Genomic DNA, 22764 nt, shown 5'->3' with positions numbered 1-22764 from the left:
GCAGATGGACGACTTCCCGACACGCTTTTCCGAGGCCCTCGTCACCGAGATCAAGGCCGAGATGGGACGGCAGAGCCTCTCCTCCCGCGCGCTCGGGCGACTGATCGACAAGACCAGTGCCTACATGTCAGACCGCCTCGACGGCGGAAGTGTGAAGACCGGGAAGCGCGTGCAGCTCACAGCGCGCGACCTGTCGGCTATCGCTCGATCCCTCGGGCTGACCGAGGTTGAACTCGTCAGCCGCGCCCGCGACTACGCACTGCGCGACCTGGCACCCGTCACCGACCTCTCGAGCCGCCGTGTCGCAGGTGCGCTCGACACTGTCGAAGACGACCACGCGAACGAAGCCGTAGCGAAGAAGGACGCCATCGATCCCTATGAGACCGACGACGACGTATGACCCACACGACCACGCCGAGTCCCTCGGCCTCGAAGTGCACTACCACCCACTGCGCACAGCACAGGGCCTCTACGTCCCGTCGAGACGCCTGATCATGCTGCGACCGCGCATGCGTTCGATCGTCGAGCGCTCGGTGCTCGCGCACGAAGTCCAGCACCACATCCGCGAGCACCGCCGCCGCGATGGTGTTTGGGCACTGCGGCAGGAGCGCGAAGCCGACCTCGGCGCTGCGCGCGCCCTCATCGACCCCGATCACTACGCCGACGTACTCCGGTGGTCGCACGACCCTGCCGAGGTCTGCCGCGAGCTCGGCGTGACAGGTGACCTGCTGCTCGCATATCGACGGGCGGCGTGATGGCGGCGACGCGCGCGATCCTCTACCTCCGGCAGTCCACCCACCGCGAGGAGTCGATCAGCCTCGAACTGCAGGAGTCGGCTGGACGCGAGCACTGCGCCCGGCAGGGCTACGCGGTAGTCGGCGTGGAATCCGACCCTGGCATCTCTGGCCGGACGTGGCGTCGGCCAGCCGTGCAGCGGGTCATGGCCGCCGTCGACGCACGAGAGGTCGACGTCATCGTGCTCTGGAAGTGGTCCCGACTGTCGCGCTCGCGCGTCGACTGGGCAGTCGCCGCCGACCGGGTCGAGCAGGCCGGCGGCCGCATCGAATCGGCTACCGAACCCCTCGACACCGCGACGTCGGTCGGCCGCCTCGCCCGCGGCATGATGACCGAGATCGCCGCGTTCGAATCTGAACGCATCGGCGACGTCTGGCGCGAGACCCATGAGCGCCGCGTCCGCCAGGGCCTACCGGCCAACGGCAAGCCGCGCTTCGGCTACGCGTACGACCGCGCCGCTGGCTTCTCCCCCGACCCCTCCACCGGTCCCGTTCTCGCTCAGGCCTACCGCAGGTACATCGAGGGCCAATCGATCTACGCCATCGTCAACTGGCTGAACGACTCGACCGGCACGAGCCCGGCGAGCGGCTACGGCGCGACCCCACACGGCCAGTGGAGCGACCGCACGCTGCGCCGCGTCCTCGACTCAGGCTTCGGAGCGGGCCTCATCACTCGCCACGGCGCTCACCTTCCCGGCGCCCACCTTGCCGTGATCTCCGAGCCCGAGTGGCAGCGATACGTCGAGGCTCGCGAGTCGCGCCGCGTTCGACGATCCGGCGAGAGGTCGACGTACGCGTACTCCGGGCTGGTGCGCTGCGAGTGTGGTTCGAAGATGCACGCACAACGCGAGTCCACCGGGCAGGCTCGCTACCGCTGCGCTGCAGCCAAGTCGCGTCGCGCACACAGCGGGGGCTACGTGTGGGAATCGGTGCTGGACAGCGTCGTGCACGCCTTCATCGACAGCCTTGCCGACGAAGCCCCGGCCGTTTCCGCGCCGCCGCCGCTCCCCATCCGCGACGTCACGGGAGCCATCGTCGAGGCGCAGCAGCGACTCGACACCCTGACGATGCGCTACGTCGAAGGCGGCATCCCGAGAGCGTCGTACGATCGCCTGGTCGCCTCCCTCGAGAGCGACATCGCGGCGCTGCAAGCCGAGCACCGGGCCGAGGTCGTCCGTCCCGCTACTCGCCCTCACGTCCCGAGCGATGCTGTGGTCGCATGGCACGGCGGCGACGCTGCCACTCAGCGCGAGTCTTTGCGGCAGCTCGTCGAGGCGATCGAGGTCTCCCCCGGCCGCCCGCAAGCTCGGGTCCGCATCGTCACTCGGTGGGGGGAATCGTATGCGTCATGAGCGTGACGAGCACCCAGCCGGGCACGTCGCCGCGCTCCTCCGCCACGAATCGACTCCACATGCGGCGCATCCGGCGCCTCCTCTCCTCGAACATCGAACACCCCTCGGACCTCAGAACCCCACCTGCAGCACGTGGATGCCCGGCCACAGCGCGAAGGCGACCGTCGTGGGCAGCAGACCGAACACGAGCGGCACGAGCATCGCGATCTCCTTCCTCCCCGCCGACTCCAGCAGGTCGCGCCTGGCGCCGTCGCGAGCGTCCTGCGCCTGCGCCTGCAGCGTCTGCGCGAGCGGCGTGCCGCGCTCGAGGGCACCGCGCATCTGGTCGACGCAGCGGGCGACCCCCGGATGCGCGAGCTCGGTCGCGAGTCGCTCGAGCGCATCCGACAGCGGCGAGCCCGACGCGACGTCTCCCACGACGGTGCGGAGCTCGCCAGCGAGCTCACCCGTGCCGATGCGCGCGACGCGGCGCAGCGCGTCGGCGAGTCCCTCGCCGGCAGCGAGGCTCAACGCCAGGAACTCGAGCACGGTCGGCAGCTCGCTCGCGATGCGCGTCATGCGTCGCCGCACCACCCGCTGCAGCAGCCAGTCGACGAGCAGCGCACCGCCTGCCGACGCGACCAGGGCGAGCGCCACGGGCACGGCGGGCGATGCGCCCCGCGCGACGGCGATCGCCCCGAGCGCTGCCCCGACGATGGCGCCCGCCGCAGCCCACACGAGCTGCCGCGCTCGGAAGCGTGCGAGCGTGAGCGGGCTGCGCGCTCGACGCAACCGCTGCGCGACGATGCCAGGGGAGCCCAGCAGCGCATGCACGATGGGCGTCAGTCGATCGCCGACGGGCGCGGCGACGACCAGGGCGACCCTCGTGGGATCGACGGTGCGGCGAGCGACGAGGTCGCGCGCGCCCGAGGAGACGTCGAGCACGTAGGGTGCGACGCGGTGCAGGAGCCTCGGGCGTCGCAGGATCGGCACGAGGCTCACGAGCATCCAGAGCCCGAGTCCCAAGGTGGCGCCGAGCACGAGCGAGGCGCCGATGCCGCTGCTCACGCGAACCACCGCCCGTCCTCCGGCAGCCGGCCGAGGCGCACCATGGCGCGATAGGCGACGACCGTCACGACGAGCCCGCCCCCGACGATCGCGAATCCGCCAGGGGTGTCGTAGGCGCTCGCCGCCTCCGGCCGCGTCGACAGCAGCAGCAGCACCAGCCACGGTGCGACGACGCCGAGTCGCGCGGCGCTCACGACCCACGACTGCCGTGCCTCGAGCTCCCCGCGCACGGCGAGGTCGGAGCGCAGGTAGACGGCCAGGTCGCGCAGCACGTGCGCGACCTCGCTGCCGCCGACGTCGCGTGCCATCCGCAGCGTCTCGAGGATGCGGTCGGCGACGGGATCCGCGAGCCGCGCCTTGAGGCGGTCGAGGGCGTACGCGAACGAGCCGGTCGCTCGATGGTCGGCCCCGAACGCGCGGAACGCGTCGCGGGTCTGGGCGGGGCCCGCCTCCCCGAGCGCCGCGACGGCGTCGGGAAGGGCGAGACCGCTGCGCACTCCGGAGACGAGGTGGTCGACGACGTCGGGCCACACGAGCGATCGCGATCGACGCCGGCGCCGCGCGCGCCACGCGACGGCGGCGAACGGTGCGGCGAACCCGGCGACGCCCGCGGCGATCGCGATGGCGAGCACGGGAGCCACCGCGAGCGCGACGCCCACCGTGACGACGGCAGCGAGCACGGCGACGACGACGAGCGCCGCGAACGGCACCTCGTGCAGTCCCGACTGCGTGAGCCGGTCGCGGATGCGCGCCGGCCACGACGTCGCCTGCTCGTCGCCCGGCGCGCGATCGACGCGCGGCCACAGCCACGGCGACGCGACGAGCAGCAGCCCGAGCCCCAGGAGCGCGCCGAGCAGCCACGTCATGCGTCATCCCTCGCGAGGAGCGCGGTCACGTCGACGCCCGCCGCCTCGTACTTCGTCGTCCGCGACGGCTGCCCGCCCGTGGGACGCAGGAGGCCGTCGACGGTGTGGAAGAGCGACGACGCCTCGATGAGGTGCCCCGTGCTCGTGCCGGTGGGCGCGAGGATCTCGGCGACGCGTCGATTGCCGCGAGCGTCCATGACGCAATGGACGACGAGGTCGACGCAGGCGGCGACGGTCGGCACGACGAACCTCGCGTCGATGTTGCGTCCTGCGAGCAACGGCAGCGTCGTGAGCTTCTGCAGCGCATCCCTCGCCGAGTTCGCATGGATCGTGCCAGCGCCTGCGACGCCCGAGTTGAGCGCGATGAGCAGGTCGAGCGCCTCGGCACCGCGCACCTCACCCACGACGAGCCGGTCGGGCCGCATGCGCAGGGACTCCCTGACGAGCTGACGCAGGGTGATCTCACCCGTGCCCTCGAGCGAGGGCTGCCTGCACTGCAGGGCGACGACGTCGTCGACGCGCGGGTCGAGCTCGAAGGTCTCCTCGACCGTGACGACGCGGTCGCGCGGCCTGCCCGCGCCGACGAGCGCACCCAGCAGCGTCGTCTTGCCCGCGTGCGTCGCGCCGGAGACGAGGATGTTGAGCCCTGCCACGACGGATCGCTGCAGGAACGCCGCAGCCTGATGGCTGAGCGTGCCGAGCTCGACGAGCGCCTCGAGCGACGCGAGACGGCGGGAGAACTTGCGGATGTTGATGCTCATCGCGCCGCGCGCGACGTCGCCGGACGCGACGTGGAGCCGCGATCCGTCCGGCAGCGAGGCGTCGACGAACGGCATCGACAGGTCGACGCGCCGACCGGTGGTCGACAGCATGCGCTCGACGAGGTCGCGCGTCTCCTGCGCGGTCAGCCGCACCTCGAGCTCCTCGCTCGCACCGTCGCGAGCGACGAACACGCGTGAGCCCTGGTTGACCCAGAGCTCCTCGATCGCGGGATCGTCGAGGTAGGGCTGCAGCACCCCGTAGCCCGTGATCGCCGCGAGCACCGACCGCGTCGCTGCCTGCTCGTCGTCGAGCAGCGGATGGGCGCCGCCGAGCGCCAGCTCGCTGTAGCGCCGCACGGCGTCGCGCACGTACCGATCGGCGAGGTCGCCGCCGGTGCGCAGGTCGACGCCGTCGCGCCGGACGCGGTCGCGCACCATCTCGGTGATCGCGACGACGGCTCGGCTCATGGCATGGGAGCACAGCACAGCACGCGCGAGCGACGCTGCGCACTCTCCACATCCCGCGCCTGCGGCTCGCTGCCGACTGCCGCTGCTAGCCTCTGCTCGGAGGGCGCGACATGCACGATGGCACCTCGGGTCGCGAGGCACTGGCCGCCCGCATCCGCGACGAGCACCGCCATGGCGATCCGCGCCGCCGAGCAGTCGCCTGGGCCGTCGGCATCGTCGTCGCGGCCGTCGCGATCGTCGCCGCGGTCGTCGTCGTGCAGGTGCTGCCGAGCCCGGAGGATCCCGAGGGGATCGCCACCCCTCGGAACGCCACCGAGGGCTACGGGTTCCTGCTCGAGCCCGCCGATCCTGCCGCCACGCCCGTCGCCGTCACGCTGTACGAGGACTTCCTGTGCTCGTCGTGCCGCGCGTTCCACGAGGAGTCGGGAGCGTTCCTCGCCGAGCAGGTCGCCGCGGGCGCCATCAGCATCGAGTACCGTCCGTTCGCGTTCCTCGTGGCAGCCTCGACCGACGAGTACGCGCAACGCGCCGCCAACGCCGCCGTGTGCGTCGCCGACGCGGCAGGCGTCGACGCGTACGTGACGATGCACGGGCTGCTGCTCGACGAGCAGCCCGCCGAGGGCGGCCCCGGGCTCAGCGACGAACGACTGCTCGAGCTCGCGGCATCCGCTGGCGCCACGGGCATCGACGACTGCGTCGCCGAGCGCACCTTCGAGCCGTGGGTCGAGGAGGCGCTGCAGTCGGGCATCGCCGCCGACGTCAGCGTGACGCCGACCGTGCGCGTCGACGACGTCACCGTCGTGCGCGTGTCCGACGGGCAGGAGTCGGTGCCGGGGCCCGACGAGCTGCAGTTCGCGATCGACGCCGCACAGGGCGGCACGTCGTGACCGTCCCGGCGACGCCGTCGTGGGATGCAGAGCGCACCGGAGCCCCGAAGCGTCCGCAGTTCGCCTCCGGCCTCCCGCCGGAGCAGCTCATCCCCCGGCCGCGACGCGTGCTCGTCGCGTTCGCGCTCGCGCTGGGCGTCGCCGCCGTGTGGATCGCGATCGTCGCGATGGGGGCGCTCGACCTCGACGCCCTGCGGACGTCGCTCGTGGACTCCCTGCCGGAGGATCTGCGCGCCGACTACGACATCGAGCAGCAGGAGCGTGCGGCCACGATCATGCTCGCGGTCGTCGGCGGGCTCGGGCTGGCCGCCGCCGCCCTGCAGGTGCTCGCGATGCGTGCCATCGCGTTCGCGCGCAGCGCGCTGACGCGCGTCGGCCTCGCGGCGGCGACCGCGGTGCAGGTGCCGGTGGTGCTGCTCGCGTGGCTGCTGCGGGGCGAGTCGCCCACGAGCGCAGCCGCGACGGGCGTCGTGCTCGCGTGCTCGACCGTCGCGCTGCTGCTCGTCCTCACGCCTCGAGCGTCGCGATGGCTGCGGCAGGGCGAGGCTGCTCGATCGATCCCGATCGCGCCTGCTGCGCCATGAGCTCCGAGACGATGCGCTCGCAGCTGCGCTCCGCGACGCGACACGCCTGATTCGTCTCGCGGTCGAGCAGCGGGTTCTCGCGCAGCGACCGCCACCTGCGCAGATGCTCGACGGCATCGGCGAGCATCGCGCTGGGCGGCTCGGCGACGTCGAGGCCGAGTCTCTGACCGTGGCCGGCGCCGCGACCGCCGACGAGGCGCTCGAGCTCGTCGATCGCATCGGCGTCGAGCTGGAGCCGACCGCTCGCGATGCGGCCGACGAGCTGCATCTCGGTGAACGCGTGCGCGGAGGCCATGTGCTCCTCCGCGGCGACGAGCAGCGCCTCGGAACCCTGCGTCGGCGTGCTCCTGAGCAGCTGGTGCAGGGCGAGCACGATGGAGTACGCCTTGAGATCCGGCTGGCGCTGCGCGAAGTGCACGTCGATCGTGCGGCGCAGCTCCTCGAGGCCGCTGCGTCGCAGCAGCTCGGCGGCGAGGTCCTCCGCGTCGGAGATCCCACCGCGCACCGCCGCGATCGCGATGCGGATGCCGTACATGCCGAAGCGGTCGACGAGGTCGGCACGGACGCGCCCTGATGGCAGCTCCTCCTCCGCGGCGGTGATGAAGCGCTCCGCGCTCACGAGCAGCTCGCGCGCCTGCTCGGCATCGACGGCCGCGAGCTGCCTGAGCGTGGCGAAGTCCGTCTGCCGCAACGTCATCGCGCCCATGCCCATGAGCCCGGCAACGGGCACGATGGTCTCGCACACGCCCGCGAGCGCCGGATCGTCGCGCAGCCGCTGCACGGCCTCGTTGATGGAGAACATCGCCGTGAGCCGCCCCGCGCCGAGCTCGTCGGCCCGCGACAGCACGGCGATGGCACCCATCGCGGCGCTGCCGTGCCTCGTGCGCTCGTGCAGCGCCTTCATGTACTCGATGTCGGACTCGTGCAGCGACCGCAGCAGGTACACGACCGCGTCGGCGCCCGCCGCACCGTGCTCCGGCAGCAGGAAGCGGTCGGTCTGGCTCGAGATGTCGTGCGACACCGACGCGATGCCCGGCGTGTCGATGAGGGTGATGCCCTGGATGCCCGGCGCAGGCCACGACACGTCGAGCCGTTCGATCTCCTCGGACGAGAGACCGGCGAGGTCGAGCTCGAGGCGATCGGGCTGCCTGCGCGTCGGGATCGAGACGATGTCGCCGCTCACGAGCCTGCCCTGCACGCGCGGGGCACGGCTGTAGTGGTACCAGGTGACGATCCTCGTGCACTCGCGTGCGTCGGTGGGGGCGATGCGCTCGCCGAGCAGGCCGTTGAGCAGCGTCGACTTGCCGGACTTCACCGAGCCGACGAGGGCGACCCGCAGCGGCTCATCGAGCCGCGCCTCGAGCAGCGCGAGCTCGTCGCCGGCGTCGGGCACGAGGGCGTAGAGGTCGCGTGCCTCGGCGAGCAGACGGCGTGCCGACTCGATCGCGTCCCTCACGATGCGCTCCTGGCACGGGCGCCAGCGGCGAGCGCGGTCGGGGCGAGCGCAGCCGTCGCGTGCGACGTCGAGAACGCTGCCGCCTCCTCGCACAGCGCCCGCAGCTCGCCGAGCTCGGCGGCGAGCCGCTCCGCACGGATGGCGCGCTCGGGCTTCGGCATCTCGGTGCCGCGCTGCGCGAGGCGCACCGACTCCGACAGCGACTGCTTGAAGCTCTCCCCCACGGCGACGAAGTGCTCGCGCAGCATGCGCTTCGTGCCGATCGAGCGATCGCGGGCCTCCTTGCCGACCTGGAAGATCGCCTCGTCGATGAGTCGGCGCACCGCTGCCTTCGCCTCGGTGCGTCGCTGCTCGAGGCGCGACTGCGCATCCTGCCGATACGCGAACGTGCCGACGACGAGGCCGGCGGCGAGCGAGAGGGGGTTCACGAGCGCCATGCCCGCGAGCGACGTCATGAGGCCGAACATGAGCACCCCGCCGTACGAGCCCTTGAGGCCGATCATGAGCTTCTTGCCGAAGCCGAGCTGCCCAGAGGAGATGTAGTCGAGGCCGCCGATGGCGCGCAGCGCCTGCTCGGTGCCCGTGAGCGAGAGCGCGGGCACGGCTGCGCGACCGTCGAGCGAGAAGTGGTCGGCGACGACGCCGGCCAGGTGCACGCTTCGCTCGTGCGCCCAGACGAAGTTGTCGGACACCGCCTGCGTCACCGAGTCGGCGAGCCAGGCCCCGATCTGCTCCCACGAACGGCCGGGATCGCTCGAGTCGATGAGTCGCTCCGCCTCCCTGCCAGCCTTGCGCAGGCGGTCGCGCAGGTCGAAGTCGACGTCGGCGATGAGCTCCTCGATGCCGTCCGCGAGGGTCTGCTGCCACCGCGACGAACGCTGCGTCAGCTGCTCCGCCGTCTTCTGCGCGCGCTGCAGGTCGTGGATGACGACGCCGCCGCCCGCGGGGTCCAGGAGCGCATCGAGCTCGCTCTGCGCGACCATCGCGAGCAGCCTGCCGACGGCGACGATCTCCTCGGCGGCGGCGAGCCGGCGCTCGAGGATCACGTCGGCGCGCACGGGGCCGTGCAGATGCGACACGAGCGCGTCGACGCCCGACTCGGCACGGCCCCCGGCCGTCTGCTCGCGCAACGCCAGGCTGTGCAGGAGCGCCGAGGTGGGGATGATGGGCGCGTCGACGCCTGCGCCGGCGAGATGCTCGCGGTCGGCGTCGTGGATGCCTCGCCACTGATGCTGCAGGTCGTGCTTGCTCAGCACGCACGTCACGCGTCCGCACAGCGCGGCGGCCTGCTGCAGGAAGCGCAGCTCGGGATCGGTGAGCTCCTGCGTCGCATCCGAGACCATGACGATCGCGTCGGCCTCCGGCAGGAGGGTGAGGTTGGTGGCGGCGCGCGCCTGCCCGCGGCCCACGCCGGGGGTGTCGACGAGCACGAGCCCGTTCGCGAGCGACGCCCGCGGCAGCGACACCTCGGCGTGGAGGCTGCCGATGGCCGTCGACGCGGCCGTGACATCGGTGACGTGACGTCGGAGCTGGCCGGGGTCGATGGTGGTGCGGATCGTGCGGTCCTCGTCGGCGAGCGTCGTGACGAGCGCGGCCGTGACGTGCTCGCCCCACTGCACCTCGGTGGGCACGGCCGTCGCGACGATGTCGTCGACGGGGCAGATGTCGGCCGCGACCATCGCGTTGACGAGCGAGCTCTTGCCCTGCTTGAACTGGCCGACGACGACGACGCGCACGCTCGCGTCGGCGAGGGTCGTCGAGGCCGCGTCGATGCGGCCGAGGAGATCCGGCCGCACGGTGCTCACGGCGATCTCACGCAGGCGATCGGCGGCGGCGGCGAGCGGCACGGCCGACGCTGCGGGGATGGGTGCGGGCATTCGGGGATTCCTACGGCGCGGAGATGGTGGGTGGCCGCTGCGCGAGGGGCGTCGTCGACGTCGCCCCTCGCGCAGCGGCCGGTGAGCGCTGCGGGCTACTGGCCGAAGCTGTAGTCGTAGCTCGTCTCGACCACCGTGACCGGCGCATCCACGACCGTGGCCGTGGTGTCGCCCTCGTAGTAGTCCCCGTACGTGACCGACTCGTCGACGTAGCTGGCGCCCTCGGTGGTGGAGGTGTCGACGGCCGTGTAGGTGTAGTCGTAGTCGGCGACCGTCGTGGTCGTCGACAGGTCGACGGTGGTGTCGGTCGACAGGTCGACGTCGCCCACCGTCGTCGACAGGTCCGTCGACAGGTCCGTCGACAGGTCGACGTCGCCCACCGTCGTCGACAGGTCGGTCGACAGGTCGACGTCGCCCACCGTCGTCGACAGGTCGGTCGACAGGTCGACGTCGCCCACCGTCACCGAGTTGTCGACTGCGGTGTCGGTCGACAGGTCGACGTCGCCCACCGTGACCGAGTTGTCGATCGCCGTCGCGGTCGCCGTCGTGGTCGACAGGTCGACGTCGCCCACCGAGTTGTCGGTCGACAGGTCGACCGCGATCGTGCCGAACGTCACGGAGTTGTCGGTCGACGTGGTCTCGCTGATCGCCACCGTGTTGCCCGAGTCGGTCGTGCGGGTGTCGGTGTTGCCGATGCCGCCGACGTTCGAGCCCTCCTCGAACAGGTCGCCACCGACCGAGCTGTCCGACGACAGGTCGACCGCGACGTCGCCGACGGTGATCGACTCGTCCGTGACGGTCGAGTTGTCGGAGCTGTCGGAGTTGTCCGTGTCGCCGACCGTGCTCGAGTTGTCGGTGTCGCCGACGGTGCTCGAGCTGTCGGTGTCGCCCACGGTGCTCGAGCTGTCGGTGTCGCCCACCGTGCTCGAGTTGTCGTTGCCCGAGTTGAGGTCCACGTCCACGTCGCCGACCGTGATCGAGTCGTCCGACGAGTTGTCGGTGTCGCCGACGGTGCTTGAGCTGTCGGTGTCGCCCACCGTGCTCGAGTTGTCGGTGTCGCCCACCGTGCTCGAGTTGTCGTTGCCCGAGTTGAGATCCACATCCACGTCGCCGACCGTGATCGAGTCGTCCGACGAGTTGTCGGTGTCGCCGACGGTGCTCGAGTTGTCGTTGCCGGAGTTGAGATCCACGTCGACGTCGCCGACCGTGATCGAGTCGTCGCTGTCGCCGACCGTGCTCGAGTTGTCGTTGCCGGAGTTCTCGGCCTGGTTCTGGTTGCCGCCCACCGTCGTGGAGGCGTCGGTCGAGTTGCCCGAGTTCTCCGCCGAGTTCTGGTTGCCGCCCACCGTCGTGGAGGCGTCGGTCGAGTTGCCCGAGTTCTCCGCCTGGTTCTGGTTGCCGCCGACCGTCGTCGAGCTGTCGGAGCTGTCCGAGCTGTCCGAGTTGTCGGAGTTGTCGTTGCCCGAGTTCTCGGCCTGGTTCTGGTTGCCACCGACCGTCGTCGAGCTGTCCGAGCTGTCCGAGTTGTCGGAGTTGTCCGAGTTGTCGGAGTTGTCCGAGTTGTCGGAGTTGTCCGAGTTGTCGGAGTTGTCCGAGTTGTCGGAGTTGTCGTTGCCCGAGTTCTCGGCGTTGTACTGGTTGCCGCCGACCGAGACCGAGGCGTCCGTCGCATTGCCGGTGTTCTCGGCGTTGTTCTGGTCGCCACCGACCGAGACCGAGTTGTCGTTGCCCGAGTTCCCCGCCTGGTTCTGGTTGCCACCGACGGTGGTGGAGTTGTCGTTGCCGGTGTTCTCGGCCTCGTTGTTGTCGCCACCGACCTTGTCGCCCTCGGCGAGCGCGTCGCCGCCGGCCATGACGCCGCCGTCCTGCACGACCGTCTGGTCGCCACCGAGCACCATGTTGCCGTCGCCCTGGTTCTGGATGATGTCGCGTCCTGCAGCCATCGCCGTGTCGCTCGCCACGATGTTGCCGTCGCCGACCACGAGCGGGTCGTCCGTCGACAGGTCGCCGCCCACGGCGAGTCCGCCCTCGCTCGCGAAGACCTGACGGACCTCGCCCTCCGCCCAGATGTTCTGGAGGATGCCGTGGTTCTCGAAGGTGCTGACGTTCGTGACGAGCTGCTTGATCATCGCGGCAGGCGCGATCGCAGCGGCGGCAGCGCCGCCACCGCCTGCGGCAGCCATCGCGAAGGCGCCGGGCGCCGAGTTCGCGATGAGCGGGGTGATGGCGTCGACGTCGGCGCACGAGACGTCGGCGAGGCCGGCCTCGGCGAGGACGCCCTCGGGGTCGGCGCTGAACGCGTCCGCCCTGGCGGGGTCTGCGAGCAGGTCGAGGATGAACCGCAGCAGCTCGGTGGTCGTGATGGACATGATCGCTCCTTCAAGATCGCGCACCTCGCCGCGAACGCGGCCGGGTGACTAATGCTCACCATATGGATGGCCGCGTCCCCGTCGCCTCGGGGCCGGCACCCCTGATGTCGCCCCGGGAGACCGATCATCCTCATCCCCCACGGCGGACACGGAGTAGGGGATGCATGAGGGGATCGGGTGCGCCGATCCAGCCGCGAGGTCGTGTCCGGGCGGCTCACGCGTCACTAGTGTCGGAGCATCTGACGATGGAGGCGGGTGACGATGGTCGGCATGGAGGTCGGCGCGACGACGGTCCGCCGCAGCCACGCATCAGCCGTGCCCATCGCGCACGGCTCGGCGCCGCGCGACCTGCTGCACCGCATCGCATCCGATGCGCCCTTCGTGCGGTTGCGCGGCGAGCAGCCCGAGCTCGCGCCGGTCGACGAGGTCTACGCCGAGGTGCTCGGGCACGCGATGGGCGATGCCGCCGCAGCGACCGATGCTGACCCCGTCGCGCTCGCCGTGCCCGGATGGTGGCCACCGGGCGCACGGGCGAGGGTCGAGCGGGCGTTGATCGCGCACGGCATCGCGGCGGTGCTCGTGAACGATGCCGAGGCCGCCATCGAGCAGACGCTCGCCGAGGGTGCGACGCTGCCGGACGCGGTCGCGGTGCTGAGCCTGCGCTCGATGCATGCGAGCGTCGTCGTCGTGCGCGACTGCCGCACGCATCCGACCGCGCTGCTGAGCCCCACGCCCGTGCTCGAGGAGGGCGGCCACCTGCTCGACGTCGCCGTGCTGCAGCATGTGCTGCGCGGGCTCGACGACCTCGGCGAGGGCATCGACCGCGAGGAGCCCTCGCTCATCGACGCCGCTCGCGACGCACTCGAGCGTTGCAGGGAGGCGCGCGAGGCGCTCTCGACGAGCGTCGCCGAGTCCATGCGCTCCGAGCCGTTCGGCACGCAGCGGCGCATCCGGCTGCTGCGCAGCGAGCTCGAGGAGCTCGCAGGCGGCTGGACCGACGCGGTGGTCGGGCTCGTGCGCACCGCGCTCGAGCAGGCGCCCGTGCAGGTCGACGCGGTGCTGCTCACGGGCGGGCTCGCGAGCATGCCGGTCGTGAGCCAGCGGCTCTCGGCCGATCTCGGCGTCGAGACGATCGTGCCGGCCGACCCGCAGCGCACGGCGGTGCACGGTGCACCGCTGAGACTGGCCCGGCTCCTGCGCGATGCGCAGGTGCCCAGGTGGCAGCGGTTCGCGCGGCACGCGGCGACGCTCGCGCGCTCGAGCACGCGTCGCGGCGGTGGCCGCCGACGCGGAGGCTCGCAGGCACAGGGCCGGACCGAGCCGTGACGCTCGAGCACGACGCGGGCTCCGGCTCGGAGCATCGCAGCGACGAGCGGCACCGTCTGCTGCTGCACATCGCGGCGTCGAGCCCGCAGAGCGCGGCAGAGCTCTCCACCCGCCTGACCAGGTCGCGGCAGGCGGTGCAGGAGGATCTCGACGCGCTCATGACCGACGGCACCGTGTACCTGCACGATGGCAGCCTGCACACCTCGTCAGGTCCGCGGATCGTCGCCGACGCGTCCCCGGCGCAGCTGCGCGAGCTCTTCGACCAGGTGCTCGCCGAGCTGGGGGCGGGCACGACGTCGCGACCTGCGACGCTCGTGGCCCTCGCCGAGGCAGGCTGCCACGACCAGGCGCTGCTGCGCCTGCTCGTCCGCGCCGCCGGCGACCACCCGGAGGACGCGATGGTGCTCGCGGCGTTGTCGCTCGTCGTGCGCGCTCGCGGTGCGACGGAGGCCGAGCTCGCGCTGCTGCGGGCGGCGGACGCCGCGGGACGAGGACGCTCCGACGCGGTGCTCGCGCTGACGGAGCCGTTGTTCGAGTCGGCGTCCGAGGAGGTCGGCGCCCGCGCGGCGATCCTCGCCGCGGGAGCCCACATGCAGGGCAACCGGCTCGATCAGGCCGCGGCGCTCTTCGAGCACGCCACCCCGGAGCGTGCGGGCACCGGCGCCGTGTGGGCGGTGGTCGCCGCGATCGGCCGCGGGGACCTCGCAGACGCGAGGCGGTGGCGCGCCGCGATGGGCGATGCGTCGCTCACGAGTCGTGGCGCGGGCCTCACGGACCTCGCCGACGGCCTGCTGCTGAGCGTGGAGGGTGCAGGCGACGGCGCGCTCGACGCGTTGGCTCGCGCGGTGTCGACGCTCGCGCCGCTGGGCCGCGACGTCGTCATGCCCGAGACGCCCGCCGCCCTCGCTGCGCTCATCGCGATCGGCAGAGGCGAGCCCGCGGCGGCGGAGATGCTGCTGCAGCGTGCGCTGCGCGCTGGCATGGGCGGGGAGGCGGGCAGGGCGCGCCACCTGCTGCTGAGCTCGTGGTCGCTCATGGTGCAGGGGGGCATGGATGCCGCCGAGGCGCGGCTGCGGGAGCTCGGGGGCCGCGCCGCGCTGTGCGACCGGGATCTGCTGCTGCACTGGTGCCTGCTCGCGGGGATCGCGCGTCGTCGCACGGATGCAGCCGGCATGCGCGACGCGTGGCGCGAGATCCGATCGTTGACGTTCGGGCTCCACATGACGCTCTTCGACCTGCTGCCGCTCGGCGAGATGATGGTCGTCGCCGCACGACTGCGCGACACGGAGCGGCTGCAGCACATGAGCGACTCGGCGACCGCTGCGATGGAGCGCCTGGGCTCGCCCATCGCGTGGTCGGCGCTCGTGAGCTGGCACGGGGTGCAGGCGGCGTTCCAGGCCGAGGACCCTGCCGCGCTCATCCCCCACGCGAACGCGCTCGTGCGTGCGGAGCGCATCAGCCCCTACGCGGCGACGCTCGCGCAGGCGGGGCAGATCTGGCTCGGCGTGCTGCGGCGCGAGGCGGACTTCGACTCGGTCGAGGCGAGCGTGCGTGCGCTCGCGAGCGTCGGGCACGTGTGGGATGCGGCGCGGCTGGCCGGGCAGGCGGCGCTGCAGCATCCCGAGCGGGAGACCGCGCTGTCGATGATGCAGCTCGCCAGGTCGATCAGCAACGAGCACGAACGCGAGGGCGTGCGGGAGGCGACGTCGTCGTCGCTGACGGCGCGCGAGCAGGAGGTCGCGAGGCTCGTGCTGGATGGGCAGGGCTACCGTGCGATCGGCGAGAGGCTGTTCATCTCCCCGAAGACCGTCGAGCATCACGTGGCGCGCATCCGGTCGCGCCTCGGCGCGACGAGTCGCGGCGAGCTGCTCGAGCGCCTGCACGACGTGCTGGGCGGCGGCGAGCGCAGGAGCTGACCGGGCGGCGAGCGGGTGCGGTGCGTTCGCGCGCTATCGGACGCCCTGCTCGCTGCGCAGCAGGCGCGCGACCTCGCCGCGCGACGTGAGCCGCAGCTTGCGGAGGACGTTCGACACGTGCGAGCGCACCGTCGTGATCGACACGATGAGCGACTCGGCGATCTGATTGTTCGAGCGACCGTTCGCGAGGTGCTCGGCGATCTGCCGCTCGCGCGCGGTGAGGAGCGCGAGACGGTCGGGCCCACCGCCTCCCTGCGCCTGGACCTCGCCGGCGAGGAGGCGCTGCGCACGGGGGACGTACGCCGTCGCCCCGATGGTCTCGAGCAGCCGCAGCGCGGAGCGCACGTGCTCGGCGCCGCGAGCGGCCTCTCCGATCTCGGCGAGGAACGCGCCGGCGTCGAGCTGCGTGAGCGCTCGCGGCAGCGGTGGCACCGGCCGGTCGATGGCCACGTCGAAGTGCCAGCGCGCCCCCTCGGCGTCGCCGCGCGCATGCGCGAGCCGGGCGCGGAGCCACGCGAGCGAGCCCCAGTACTCCTGCCACCGCACGCCGCGCCACTGCGCGAGCTGCTCGACGAGCGATGCGGCCTCCTCGACGCGGCCCATTTCGAGCAGCGCGTGCGCGCGATACGTCAGGTAGCCGTGCCTGGTGTTCGTGAGCCCGTCGATCCACGCCTCGGAGGTGACGGCCAGCACGGCTGCGGCGTCGCCACCGGCCCGCGCGACCTCGCACTCGGCGAGCAGCGTCTGATCCGGTGCATACCCCTCCCACCGGATCGAGCGCTGCCTGCGGGCCTGCGCGAGCTGCGCCTCGACGTCTCCCTGCCCCGTCACCGCGGCGATGAAGACGCGCAAGGCCGCCCACGTCACACGCGTCTCGACGTCGAGGGCCATGTACATGTCCTGCTCGGTCGCCGTCATGAGGTCGGACGCCGCACGGTACTCGCCTTCGAGCACGAGGCAGTCGCTCAGGATGAGGCGCGCGGTGCCCGCCGCCCACGGCTCGCCCACGGTCTCCAGCAGGTCGACCCCGCTCTGCGCGAGCATCCGACCGCCGCGGAGGTCGCCGGTGGCGATGGTCGCGCCGGCGACGGCGACGATCGCGTCGACCGTCAGCCGCTGATCCGGCAGACGTCCGATGCGTGCCGTGAGCCCCGGCAGCGCTGCGACGACGCGTTCGACGTCGGCGTCGAGCTGGTCCTGCACCATCGCGTAGCAGTCGAGCACGAGGAGGTGCCCCTCCTGCGCGACGGTGAAGGCCAGGCGCGCGCGCGTCAGCTCGGACGGATCGGCGGGCGCCCGCGCGATGAGCTCCTTCGCACGCGTGATGAGCGGCCGCACCATCGTCCGGTCGCCGGTGCGCATCGTCAGGAGCACGGCCATGAACGCGAAGAAGCCCTGGACGGCGCGGTCGTCGGGCGAGTCGGAGTCCGCGCGCAGCAGCGCGTGCGCGCGGCGCAGCGGCAGCTCGCTGCCCGGCCCGTGCGCGCCGACCACGATCGCGAGGAACTCGTGCAGCGTGCTGGGCGGCAGCCGCTCGATCTCGTCGAGCAGGTCGAGCACGAGGTAGCCGGTCTTCGCCTCGATGTGGGTGAGCGCGAGGTCGACGAGCAGCCTCGATCGATCGTCGGCGTCGGTGGCAGCCTCGAGCGCGTCGCGCAGCACTTCGCTCGCCGCGCCGAGGCTGCCGCCTGCTGCGACCTCCTCGACGTACGCGTCGACCCGCTCGCGCAGCGCGTCGTGCAGTCCGGTCTCGCCGCGCAGCGCGTGGCGCAACGAGATGGGCCCCGCCGTCGCCTCGGCCAGGGCGCGATGGATGGCCTTCGCGCGCTCGGTCGGCACGGTCGTGCCGATGGCGCGGGCGACGAGCGCGTGCCGCGGCATGACGCTCGAGCCGATCCCGGCGACGACGAGCACGTCGGCGTCGACCGCGGCGTCGATGCTGACCGGCTCGCCGAGGACCCTGGCTGCGGTGCCGAGCGCGTCGGGAGTGAGCTCGTGCCCTGCGAGGCACACGATCTCGCAGGTGCGCCTCGTGGCCTCGTCGAGCTGCTCGAACCGATGCAGCAGGAGGTCGGCGCCGTCTGCGGTCGCCCGGAACGGCGCATCCCACACGAGATGCAGCTTCGCGATCTCGCTCTCCGTCAGTGCCGAGAGGATGCTGTCGACGGCGAGGAACGAGCCCTCGGTCTCGGCGAGGATGCGCTCTGCGCTGTGCGTCGAGATGCCCGCCCCGTGCCGTTCGAGCACGAGCGCTGCGATGTCCTCCACCGTGAGCGGACCGAGCTCGTGCAGCGCATCCAGGGGGTCCTCGGCGGCGGCGGCGGCGAGGAACTCGCCGAAGCCGCCGCGCTCGTGCGGGGTGCGCGTGCCGAAGGCGAGGATGACGCCGCTGCGCGTGAGCCGCGGGATCAGGTATCGCAGCACGCGCTGCGATCGCGGGTCGATCCACTGGGCGTCGTCGATGACGATGATGCGCAGCGGCGGCTCGGCACCGCCGACGAGGTGCTGCAGGCACTCGCGTCCGATCGCGAAGGGATCGTCCTGCGGGGAGGGAGCGAGATGCCAGTCGGGGATGCGGGTGCCTGCGACGAAGCGCTCGATGAAGCTGAACGGCTCGTTGCGCTCGATCTCGTCCGCTCGAAGGAACGCCGTGCGCCGCTGGTCGGCGATCCCCGCCTGCACGAGGTCGCGCAGCAGGAACGTCTTGCCTGCACCGGGCAGTCCTGCCACCACGAGCAGGATGCCGTGCTGGTCGACGCCCCGAGCCAACGTGTCGCGAGCGAACCCGCGGTACGCCAGGCGCGGCGATACCGCTGGCTGCAGCGGCGTTGCTGGTACGGCTGACATGAGTCCCTGCGGTGCGGTGAGACGGTCGTGGCTTGGCTGCGATTGTAAATGGAGAATGCTCACTTCTCTAGGGAGAATCTTCTCGACCGCACGGCACGTCGGTCCGATCGCAGGCCGCCGACGCCTCCCGCGATCGCGACATGACACCGTGATCGCCAGTCGCCGGCCGCCAGCGCGACCAGCGGAGGGTGCAGCCGAGCAGCCGCAGCGCAGCGCTGGGCGCTCCGCGAGATGTACCCCGTTCGAGCCGCGCCGTCGTGGCTCGACGTCCTAGCACGAGCGATCCTCATGGCGCATCGGGTCGAGCGCGACGGGCGTCCGCGACTAGCGTCGCGTGCATGAGCACGCAGCACGCACTCGACGTCGGCGCTCACGTCGTCGCGATCCTCGACATCGGCGGCCTCGATCGGCCGTTCGTGCCCCGCGGCACCGCGGGCATCCTCGAGGCGCGGACGTCGGCGGCGACGAGCGTGGTGGTGTTCGACGGCCTGGGGCCCGTCGACGTCGACGACGACGTCGAGATCGCACTCGCGACCGTCGCCGTCTGACGGCGCACGGCACGGCGCCGACCCGACACGGGTGCTCCAGCCCGTCGACGGGTGGGATGAGGGACGACGAAGGTCGGCGACCCGCCGGCCACCGCCCTCCATGACCTCATCGGATCACACGTCGACGCCGGGCGCCTCGTCCTGCACGAACTGCAGCAGCGCAGCGTTGAACTCGTCGGCATGGCTCACGTTCAGGCCATGCGGGGCGTCCTCGATCACGACGAGCTGCGAGTGCGCGATCGCCTCGTGCGTGCGCTTGCCGGAGCCCTCGAACGGCACGGTGCCGTCGCCGTCGCCATGGATGACGAGCGTCGGCACGGTGACCTTCGCGAGGTCGTCGCGGAAGTCGGTGGTCGCCCACGCATCCATCGACGCGACCGCAGCGGTCTGCGACGACTGCTGCGCGAGCGCGATCGCGTCGAGGCGATCCTCCTGCGACACCTTGAGGTCGTCGCCGACCGAGAAGAAGCCGGTGGCGAACTCGTCGAAGAACGCGTCGCGATCCTCCACGAGGCCGCCGCGCAGCTGCCCGTACAGGTCGTCGCCGAGCGGGCCGTCCGGGTTGTCGTCGGTCGTGTGCATGAAGGGCGTCACCGCGGCGGCGAACACGACCGAGCGGATGCGGCTCTCGCCGTGGCGCGCCACGTAGCGTGCGACCTCGCCGCCGCCCATCGAGAAGCCCACGAGGGTCACGTCGGTGAGGTCGTGGCTCGACAGCACCGACTCGAGGTCGTCGGCGAACGTGTCGTAGTCGTAGCCCGTCTCGGGCTTGTCGGACTCGCCGAAGCCGCGCCGGTCGTAGTCGACGACGCGGAAGCCGGCAGCGGTGAGCGCGCGACGCTGCGCCTGCCACGACTCCCCGGACAGAGGCCAGCCGTGGATGAGGACGACGGGGCGGCCGTCGCCACCGGAGTCGGTGATGTGCAGTCGAACGTCGGTCATGATGATGCTCCTTCCGAAGCGGATGGGTCGATGGTCGTTCGGGGTGCGCCACGGCAGGGTTTGCCAGGCACCGGGGCCTTGACGGCGCCGGGCGGTCTCGCTACCGGTACTCGGGGTTCTGGAACCCCCATCTATGGTTGACCCATGAAAGAGGATCCACCCCTTCGCGCGGCTCTGTACTGCCGTATCAGTCAGACGGACGAGGACTTCGACAAGATCGCGTCGCAGCAGCACCGCCTGGAGGCCGAGGCTAGCCGCCAGGGCTATGTCGTCGTCCACGTCTTCACAGACGATGGCATCAGCGCGTACAGTGACACATCCCGCCCGGGGTTCGCGGATCTCCTCGTAGCGATCGAGGACCGCCGCGTCGACGTCGTCCTGGCCACTGAGTCGTCCCGATTCGCCCGGAACGGCGAGGTGGCCTCCGCATTCCTTGGCCTCTGTGCGCGCGCCGGCGTCCGGACGCACACCCTGTCGGAGGGGATGAAGGATGTCAGCGATCCGACAGCCAAGGCGATGTCGGCCATCGGCTTCATCTTCGCTGAGATGGAATCGGCGATGAAAGCATCGCGCGTCCGGGCCCGTAATGCGGAGAACTTCCGCCTCGGAGTGCCCAGAGGTGGACGCCGCGCCTTCGGCTATCAGCAGGACGGACGCACGCGGCACGAGATCGAGGCCCCTCTCATCGCCGACGCCTACGAGAGGATCCTCGCGAAGCGTGCCACCCAGCAATCGATCGCTCGAGAGTGGAATGCTCGGGATCTGCGGACCACTGCGGATCGGCCATGGTCATCCCATGCAGTACGAGATGTGCTCTGTCGACCGATGAATGCCGGGGTCCTCCGCCGCGCGACCAACTGGCATCGCGGCATCAAGAAGCGGGACATCGTCTACGCCTTCGAGGAGTCGTCTGCGATCGAGCCGATTGTCTCCCGTGAGATCTTCGAGCAGTTCATGCAGCTCGTAGGCGATCGACCGCAACGAGTGGGCAGGCCCGCGACGTCGCTACTCAGCGGGATCATGCTCTGTCCCTGCGGTCACACGATGGTGGGTTCGCAGCACGCAAGCGGGCAGCCGATCTACCGATGCGATTCTCGCCGGCACCCAGGAAGGAAGGGTCAGGCAGAGGGGCATGCGATCATCGCGCGGCATCTAGGCGACGATCAGGCCCTCGAGGGCCTCTACTTCGCGCTTTTGGACATGCCGCCACTCGAGTCCGGGGCCGCCGGGGTCGCACCGATCCAGGCTCGCATGGCTGCTCTGAGAGAGGAGACCGCGGAGCTCTCGAGCCGGCTCGCCTTCGTGGGCCTCGATCCCCGACCGATCGAGGCGAGGCTGAGGGAGCTGGACGTCCTGATCCGAGCGGCAGAACTCGAGTTGCAACGCGCGCTCGCTGATGACGCCACCGGTCCCCTTCGCGCCGCTCTAGCGCTCGTCGACACCGACGAGGCCGAGCTGGAGGACGGGTCGACGATCACCTACGTGGATTCCATGACCCGCGCGGCGTTCTTCGCCCGGGAGTTTCGCAACCTCCCGATCGACCTTCAACGAGCCGTGCTGCGCGGCCCGATCGAGATCCGACTGTCACCGAAGGTCAAAGCACCGAAGCCCGGTGCACCCGACCTCCGCCGATACGTCCAACACCGTCGCTTCAGCTTCGCCACCGGCGAGTACAAGGTGTCTCGCCGGCTCGCCGTTGAAACACGAGTGCATGTCACGAGCATCGGCGGGGCCGCACGGTCAGATGCTGCGATCGAAGATGCAACAGAGGAGACAGGAGTGGACGCCGAGGCAGTCGCGTCTGAGGCTCGTTGGGAGGCTGAGAAGCTCCGGTTCTACCACGACGCCTTCCCGAACGACCCCGACGAGGCAGTCGCAACCTACCGTCAGCACTACAAAGTCATGCCCGCACTCATGCGCGTCATGCGCGAACGTGAGATCACGATGCCGAGGGGCTGGGAAGCGCCGCGCGCTCCGATGGACCTCGAGGGCGAGGCACTCCAAGCGTGGGCAGAGGCCACCCTGTCGGAGAGGCAAGAAGGTACTCCCTCCCGGAGGGAAGATCAACAGTGCTCTCCGCAGCCCCCAAGACACCCAACCAAGTCCACTGCAGCACTGCCGACGTCTAGCCCTACCTCGGTCTCGACCGTCGTCGATGCTCTCGTCGGTGCATTCCAGTCGAAGCGTGGGCATCGGAGGGAGATCAAGTGGCCACCGTTCGAGATGGTGTTCATGGGCCGGTACTTCGGTGACTTGAGCGGGGCGCTCTCGTCCCTCTCCCATCGTGCGCTAGGCGATCTCTGGAAGGCAGGCGACGAGCTGCCGACGGTCGAGGTGCTCGAGCAAGCGCTCCTCGAGATCACGCTCACCCGCGCGGAGATCGAGTCTGACTACGAGGCGGGGACGAACGGCCGTGGTAAGGCTGCCGGGCTTCGCGAGCGCGAAGTCGAGAACCTTGCTCGGGGCGTCGCGGACTTCGTCAACTACACCCACGACGCTGATTTGCGGCGGCGCATGTCGGAGGGTGGTCGAGCGGGGGGCTCCAAGCGCAAGTGGGAGCCCTGGATGCTTGACGATGTCGTTGGGCGTCCCGTCAAGGAGCAGTCGAGGGAGACCGGCATTCCCGAGCGAAGCGTCGTGAGCCTCCGCGCTGAGCGGCTCCGTGTCGGCGACCCCATCTAGTAGCAGCAGTTCGAGGACCGATGTGCCTCGACTGGTCTCCAC

Annotated in this window: 17 protein-coding genes; 9 read left to right on the top strand and 8 right to left on the bottom strand. The window is 71.1% G+C overall.

The features are described from left to right. The first annotated feature begins 4 nt into the window (after positions 1 to 4). The 3 genes from ACZ6H8_RS03820 to ACZ6H8_RS03810 are packed head-to-tail and all read left to right on the top strand — an operon-like array spanning position 5 to position 2146. Positions 5 to 400, top strand: coding sequence for a hypothetical protein (locus ACZ6H8_RS03820; RefSeq protein ID WP_464144563.1), 396 nt, complete (start codon positions 5 to 7; stop codon positions 398 to 400). After that, on the top strand, positions 378 to 755 hold the full coding sequence (locus ACZ6H8_RS03815; protein ID WP_464144562.1) for an ImmA/IrrE family metallo-endopeptidase: 378 nt from the start codon (positions 378 to 380) through the stop codon (positions 753 to 755). The genes ACZ6H8_RS03820 and ACZ6H8_RS03815 overlap by 23 nt, the downstream gene beginning before the upstream one ends. After that, on the top strand, positions 755 to 2146 hold the full coding sequence (locus tag ACZ6H8_RS03810) for a recombinase family protein (RefSeq protein ID WP_464144688.1): 1392 nt from the start codon (positions 755 to 757) through the stop codon (positions 2144 to 2146). Before ACZ6H8_RS03815 ends, ACZ6H8_RS03810 begins: the two co-directional genes overlap by 1 nt. Before the next feature lie 111 nt (positions 2147 to 2257). Here the strand turns inward: ACZ6H8_RS03810 and ACZ6H8_RS03805 are convergent, their stop codons facing one another. From ACZ6H8_RS03805 to ACZ6H8_RS03795, 3 genes are read right to left on the bottom strand one after another with little or no spacing between them, the layout of a single operon-like run. Then, on the bottom strand, positions 2258 to 3193 hold the full coding sequence (locus ACZ6H8_RS03805) for a type II secretion system F family protein (RefSeq protein WP_464144561.1): 936 nt from the start codon (positions 3191 to 3193) through the stop codon (positions 2258 to 2260). Then, positions 3190 to 4059, bottom strand: a complete 870-nt coding sequence (locus tag ACZ6H8_RS03800) for a type II secretion system F family protein (RefSeq protein ID WP_464144560.1) — start codon at positions 4057 to 4059, stop codon at positions 3190 to 3192. The genes ACZ6H8_RS03805 and ACZ6H8_RS03800 overlap by 4 nt, the downstream gene beginning before the upstream one ends. Beyond that, on the bottom strand, positions 4056 to 5288 hold the full coding sequence (locus ACZ6H8_RS03795; protein WP_464144559.1) for a CpaF family protein: 1233 nt from the start codon (positions 5286 to 5288) through the stop codon (positions 4056 to 4058). The genes ACZ6H8_RS03800 and ACZ6H8_RS03795 overlap by 4 nt, the downstream gene beginning before the upstream one ends. A gap of 110 nt (positions 5289 to 5398) precedes the next feature. Between ACZ6H8_RS03795 and ACZ6H8_RS03790 the strand changes: the two genes are divergently transcribed. Both ACZ6H8_RS03790 and ACZ6H8_RS03785 read left to right on the top strand, forming a co-directional pair. Continuing rightward, positions 5399 to 6175, top strand: a complete 777-nt coding sequence (locus ACZ6H8_RS03790; protein WP_464144558.1) for a DsbA family protein — start codon at positions 5399 to 5401, stop codon at positions 6173 to 6175. Further along, a complete protein-coding gene (locus ACZ6H8_RS03785; protein WP_464144557.1) occupies positions 6172 to 6759 on the top strand; it encodes a hypothetical protein in 588 nt (195 codons plus the stop codon). Before ACZ6H8_RS03790 ends, ACZ6H8_RS03785 begins: the two co-directional genes overlap by 4 nt. Here the strand turns inward: ACZ6H8_RS03785 and ACZ6H8_RS03780 are convergent. The 3 genes from ACZ6H8_RS03780 to ACZ6H8_RS03770 all read right to left on the bottom strand — a co-directional run bounded on the left by ACZ6H8_RS03780 (position 6683) and on the right by ACZ6H8_RS03770 (position 12461). After that, a complete protein-coding gene (locus ACZ6H8_RS03780; RefSeq protein ID WP_464144556.1) occupies positions 6683 to 8215 on the bottom strand; it encodes a dynamin family protein in 1533 nt (510 codons plus the stop codon). The genes ACZ6H8_RS03785 and ACZ6H8_RS03780 overlap by 77 nt on opposite strands. Further along, positions 8212 to 10092 (bottom strand): dynamin family protein, encoded by a 1881-nt coding sequence (locus ACZ6H8_RS03775; protein WP_464144555.1) that lies wholly within the window; start codon positions 10090 to 10092, stop codon positions 8212 to 8214. Before ACZ6H8_RS03775 ends, ACZ6H8_RS03780 begins: the two co-directional genes overlap by 4 nt. A gap of 95 nt (positions 10093 to 10187) precedes the next feature. After that, entirely contained in the window at positions 10188 to 12461 is a 2274-nt protein-coding gene (locus tag ACZ6H8_RS03770) for an IniB N-terminal domain-containing protein (protein ID WP_464144554.1), read from the bottom strand. A 261-nt stretch (positions 12462 to 12722) separates the two neighbouring features. Between ACZ6H8_RS03770 and ACZ6H8_RS03765 the strand changes: the two genes are divergently transcribed. Beyond that, positions 12723 to 13787 carry an Hsp70 family protein gene (locus ACZ6H8_RS03765; protein ID WP_464144685.1) on the top strand — a complete coding sequence of 355 codons (1065 nt, stop codon included), beginning with the start codon at positions 12723 to 12725 and terminating at the stop codon, positions 13785 to 13787. Further along, the gene (locus ACZ6H8_RS03760; RefSeq protein WP_464144553.1) at positions 13784 to 15703 is read left to right on the top strand and encodes a LuxR C-terminal-related transcriptional regulator; all 1920 of its coding nucleotides are present in this window, start codon (positions 13784 to 13786) and stop codon (positions 15701 to 15703) included. The genes ACZ6H8_RS03765 and ACZ6H8_RS03760 overlap by 4 nt, the downstream gene beginning before the upstream one ends. 33 nt (positions 15704 to 15736) lie before the next feature. On the opposite strand, the gene ACZ6H8_RS03755 is transcribed toward ACZ6H8_RS03760, so the two are convergent. Next, a complete protein-coding gene (locus ACZ6H8_RS03755) occupies positions 15737 to 18550 on the bottom strand; it encodes a helix-turn-helix transcriptional regulator (RefSeq protein ID WP_464144552.1) in 2814 nt (937 codons plus the stop codon). A gap of 338 nt (positions 18551 to 18888) precedes the next feature. Between ACZ6H8_RS03755 and ACZ6H8_RS03750 the strand changes: the two genes are divergently transcribed. After that, positions 18889 to 19098, top strand: coding sequence for a hypothetical protein (locus tag ACZ6H8_RS03750; protein ID WP_464144551.1), 210 nt, complete (start codon positions 18889 to 18891; stop codon positions 19096 to 19098). A gap of 114 nt (positions 19099 to 19212) precedes the next feature. Here the strand turns inward: ACZ6H8_RS03750 and ACZ6H8_RS03745 are convergent, their stop codons facing one another. After that, positions 19213 to 20040 carry an alpha/beta fold hydrolase gene (locus ACZ6H8_RS03745; RefSeq protein WP_464144550.1) on the bottom strand — a complete coding sequence of 276 codons (828 nt, stop codon included), beginning with the start codon at positions 20038 to 20040 and terminating at the stop codon, positions 19213 to 19215. A 144-nt stretch (positions 20041 to 20184) separates the two neighbouring features. Between ACZ6H8_RS03745 and ACZ6H8_RS03740 the strand changes: the two genes are divergently transcribed. Next, positions 20185 to 22722: a recombinase family protein gene (locus tag ACZ6H8_RS03740; RefSeq protein WP_464144549.1), complete on the top strand. Its 2538-nt coding sequence runs from the start codon at positions 20185 to 20187 to the stop codon at positions 22720 to 22722. Positions 22723 to 22764: the final 42 nt, after the last annotated feature.

Source organism: Agrococcus sp. AC640b, assembly GCF_979255995.1.
The sequence above is the reverse complement of the archived record's forward strand: the minus strand, read 5'-3'. Positions and strand labels throughout refer to the sequence as shown.

Bases quoted from the DNA above. Each gene is read 5' to 3' on its own strand.
- ACZ6H8_RS03820 (WP_464144563.1), top strand. From the start codon at position 5: ATGGACGACTTCCCGACACGCTTTTCCGAGGCCCTCGTCACCGAGATC.
- ACZ6H8_RS03815 (WP_464144562.1), top strand. From the start codon at position 378: ATGAGACCGACGACGACGTATGACCCACACGACCACGCCGAGTCCCTC.
- ACZ6H8_RS03810 (WP_464144688.1), top strand. From the start codon at position 755: ATGGCGGCGACGCGCGCGATCCTCTACCTCCGGCAGTCCACCCACCGC.
- ACZ6H8_RS03800 (WP_464144560.1), bottom strand. From the start codon at position 4,059: ATGACGTGGCTGCTCGGCGCGCTCCTGGGGCTCGGGCTGCTGCTCGTC.
- ACZ6H8_RS03795 (WP_464144559.1), bottom strand. From the start codon at position 5,288: ATGAGCCGAGCCGTCGTCGCGATCACCGAGATGGTGCGCGACCGCGTC.
- ACZ6H8_RS03790 (WP_464144558.1), top strand. From the start codon at position 5,399: ATGCACGATGGCACCTCGGGTCGCGAGGCACTGGCCGCCCGCATCCGC.
- ACZ6H8_RS03775 (WP_464144555.1), bottom strand. From the start codon at position 10,092: ATGCCCGCACCCATCCCCGCAGCGTCGGCCGTGCCGCTCGCCGCCGCC.
- ACZ6H8_RS03770 (WP_464144554.1), bottom strand. From the start codon at position 12,461: ATGTCCATCACGACCACCGAGCTGCTGCGGTTCATCCTCGACCTGCTC.
- ACZ6H8_RS03765 (WP_464144685.1), top strand. From the start codon at position 12,723: ATGGTCGGCATGGAGGTCGGCGCGACGACGGTCCGCCGCAGCCACGCA.
- ACZ6H8_RS03755 (WP_464144552.1), bottom strand. From the start codon at position 18,550: ATGTCAGCCGTACCAGCAACGCCGCTGCAGCCAGCGGTATCGCCGCGC.
- ACZ6H8_RS03750 (WP_464144551.1), top strand. From the start codon at position 18,889: ATGAGCACGCAGCACGCACTCGACGTCGGCGCTCACGTCGTCGCGATC.
- ACZ6H8_RS03745 (WP_464144550.1), bottom strand. From the start codon at position 20,040: ATGACCGACGTTCGACTGCACATCACCGACTCCGGTGGCGACGGCCGC.
- ACZ6H8_RS03740 (WP_464144549.1), top strand. From the start codon at position 20,185: ATGAAAGAGGATCCACCCCTTCGCGCGGCTCTGTACTGCCGTATCAGT.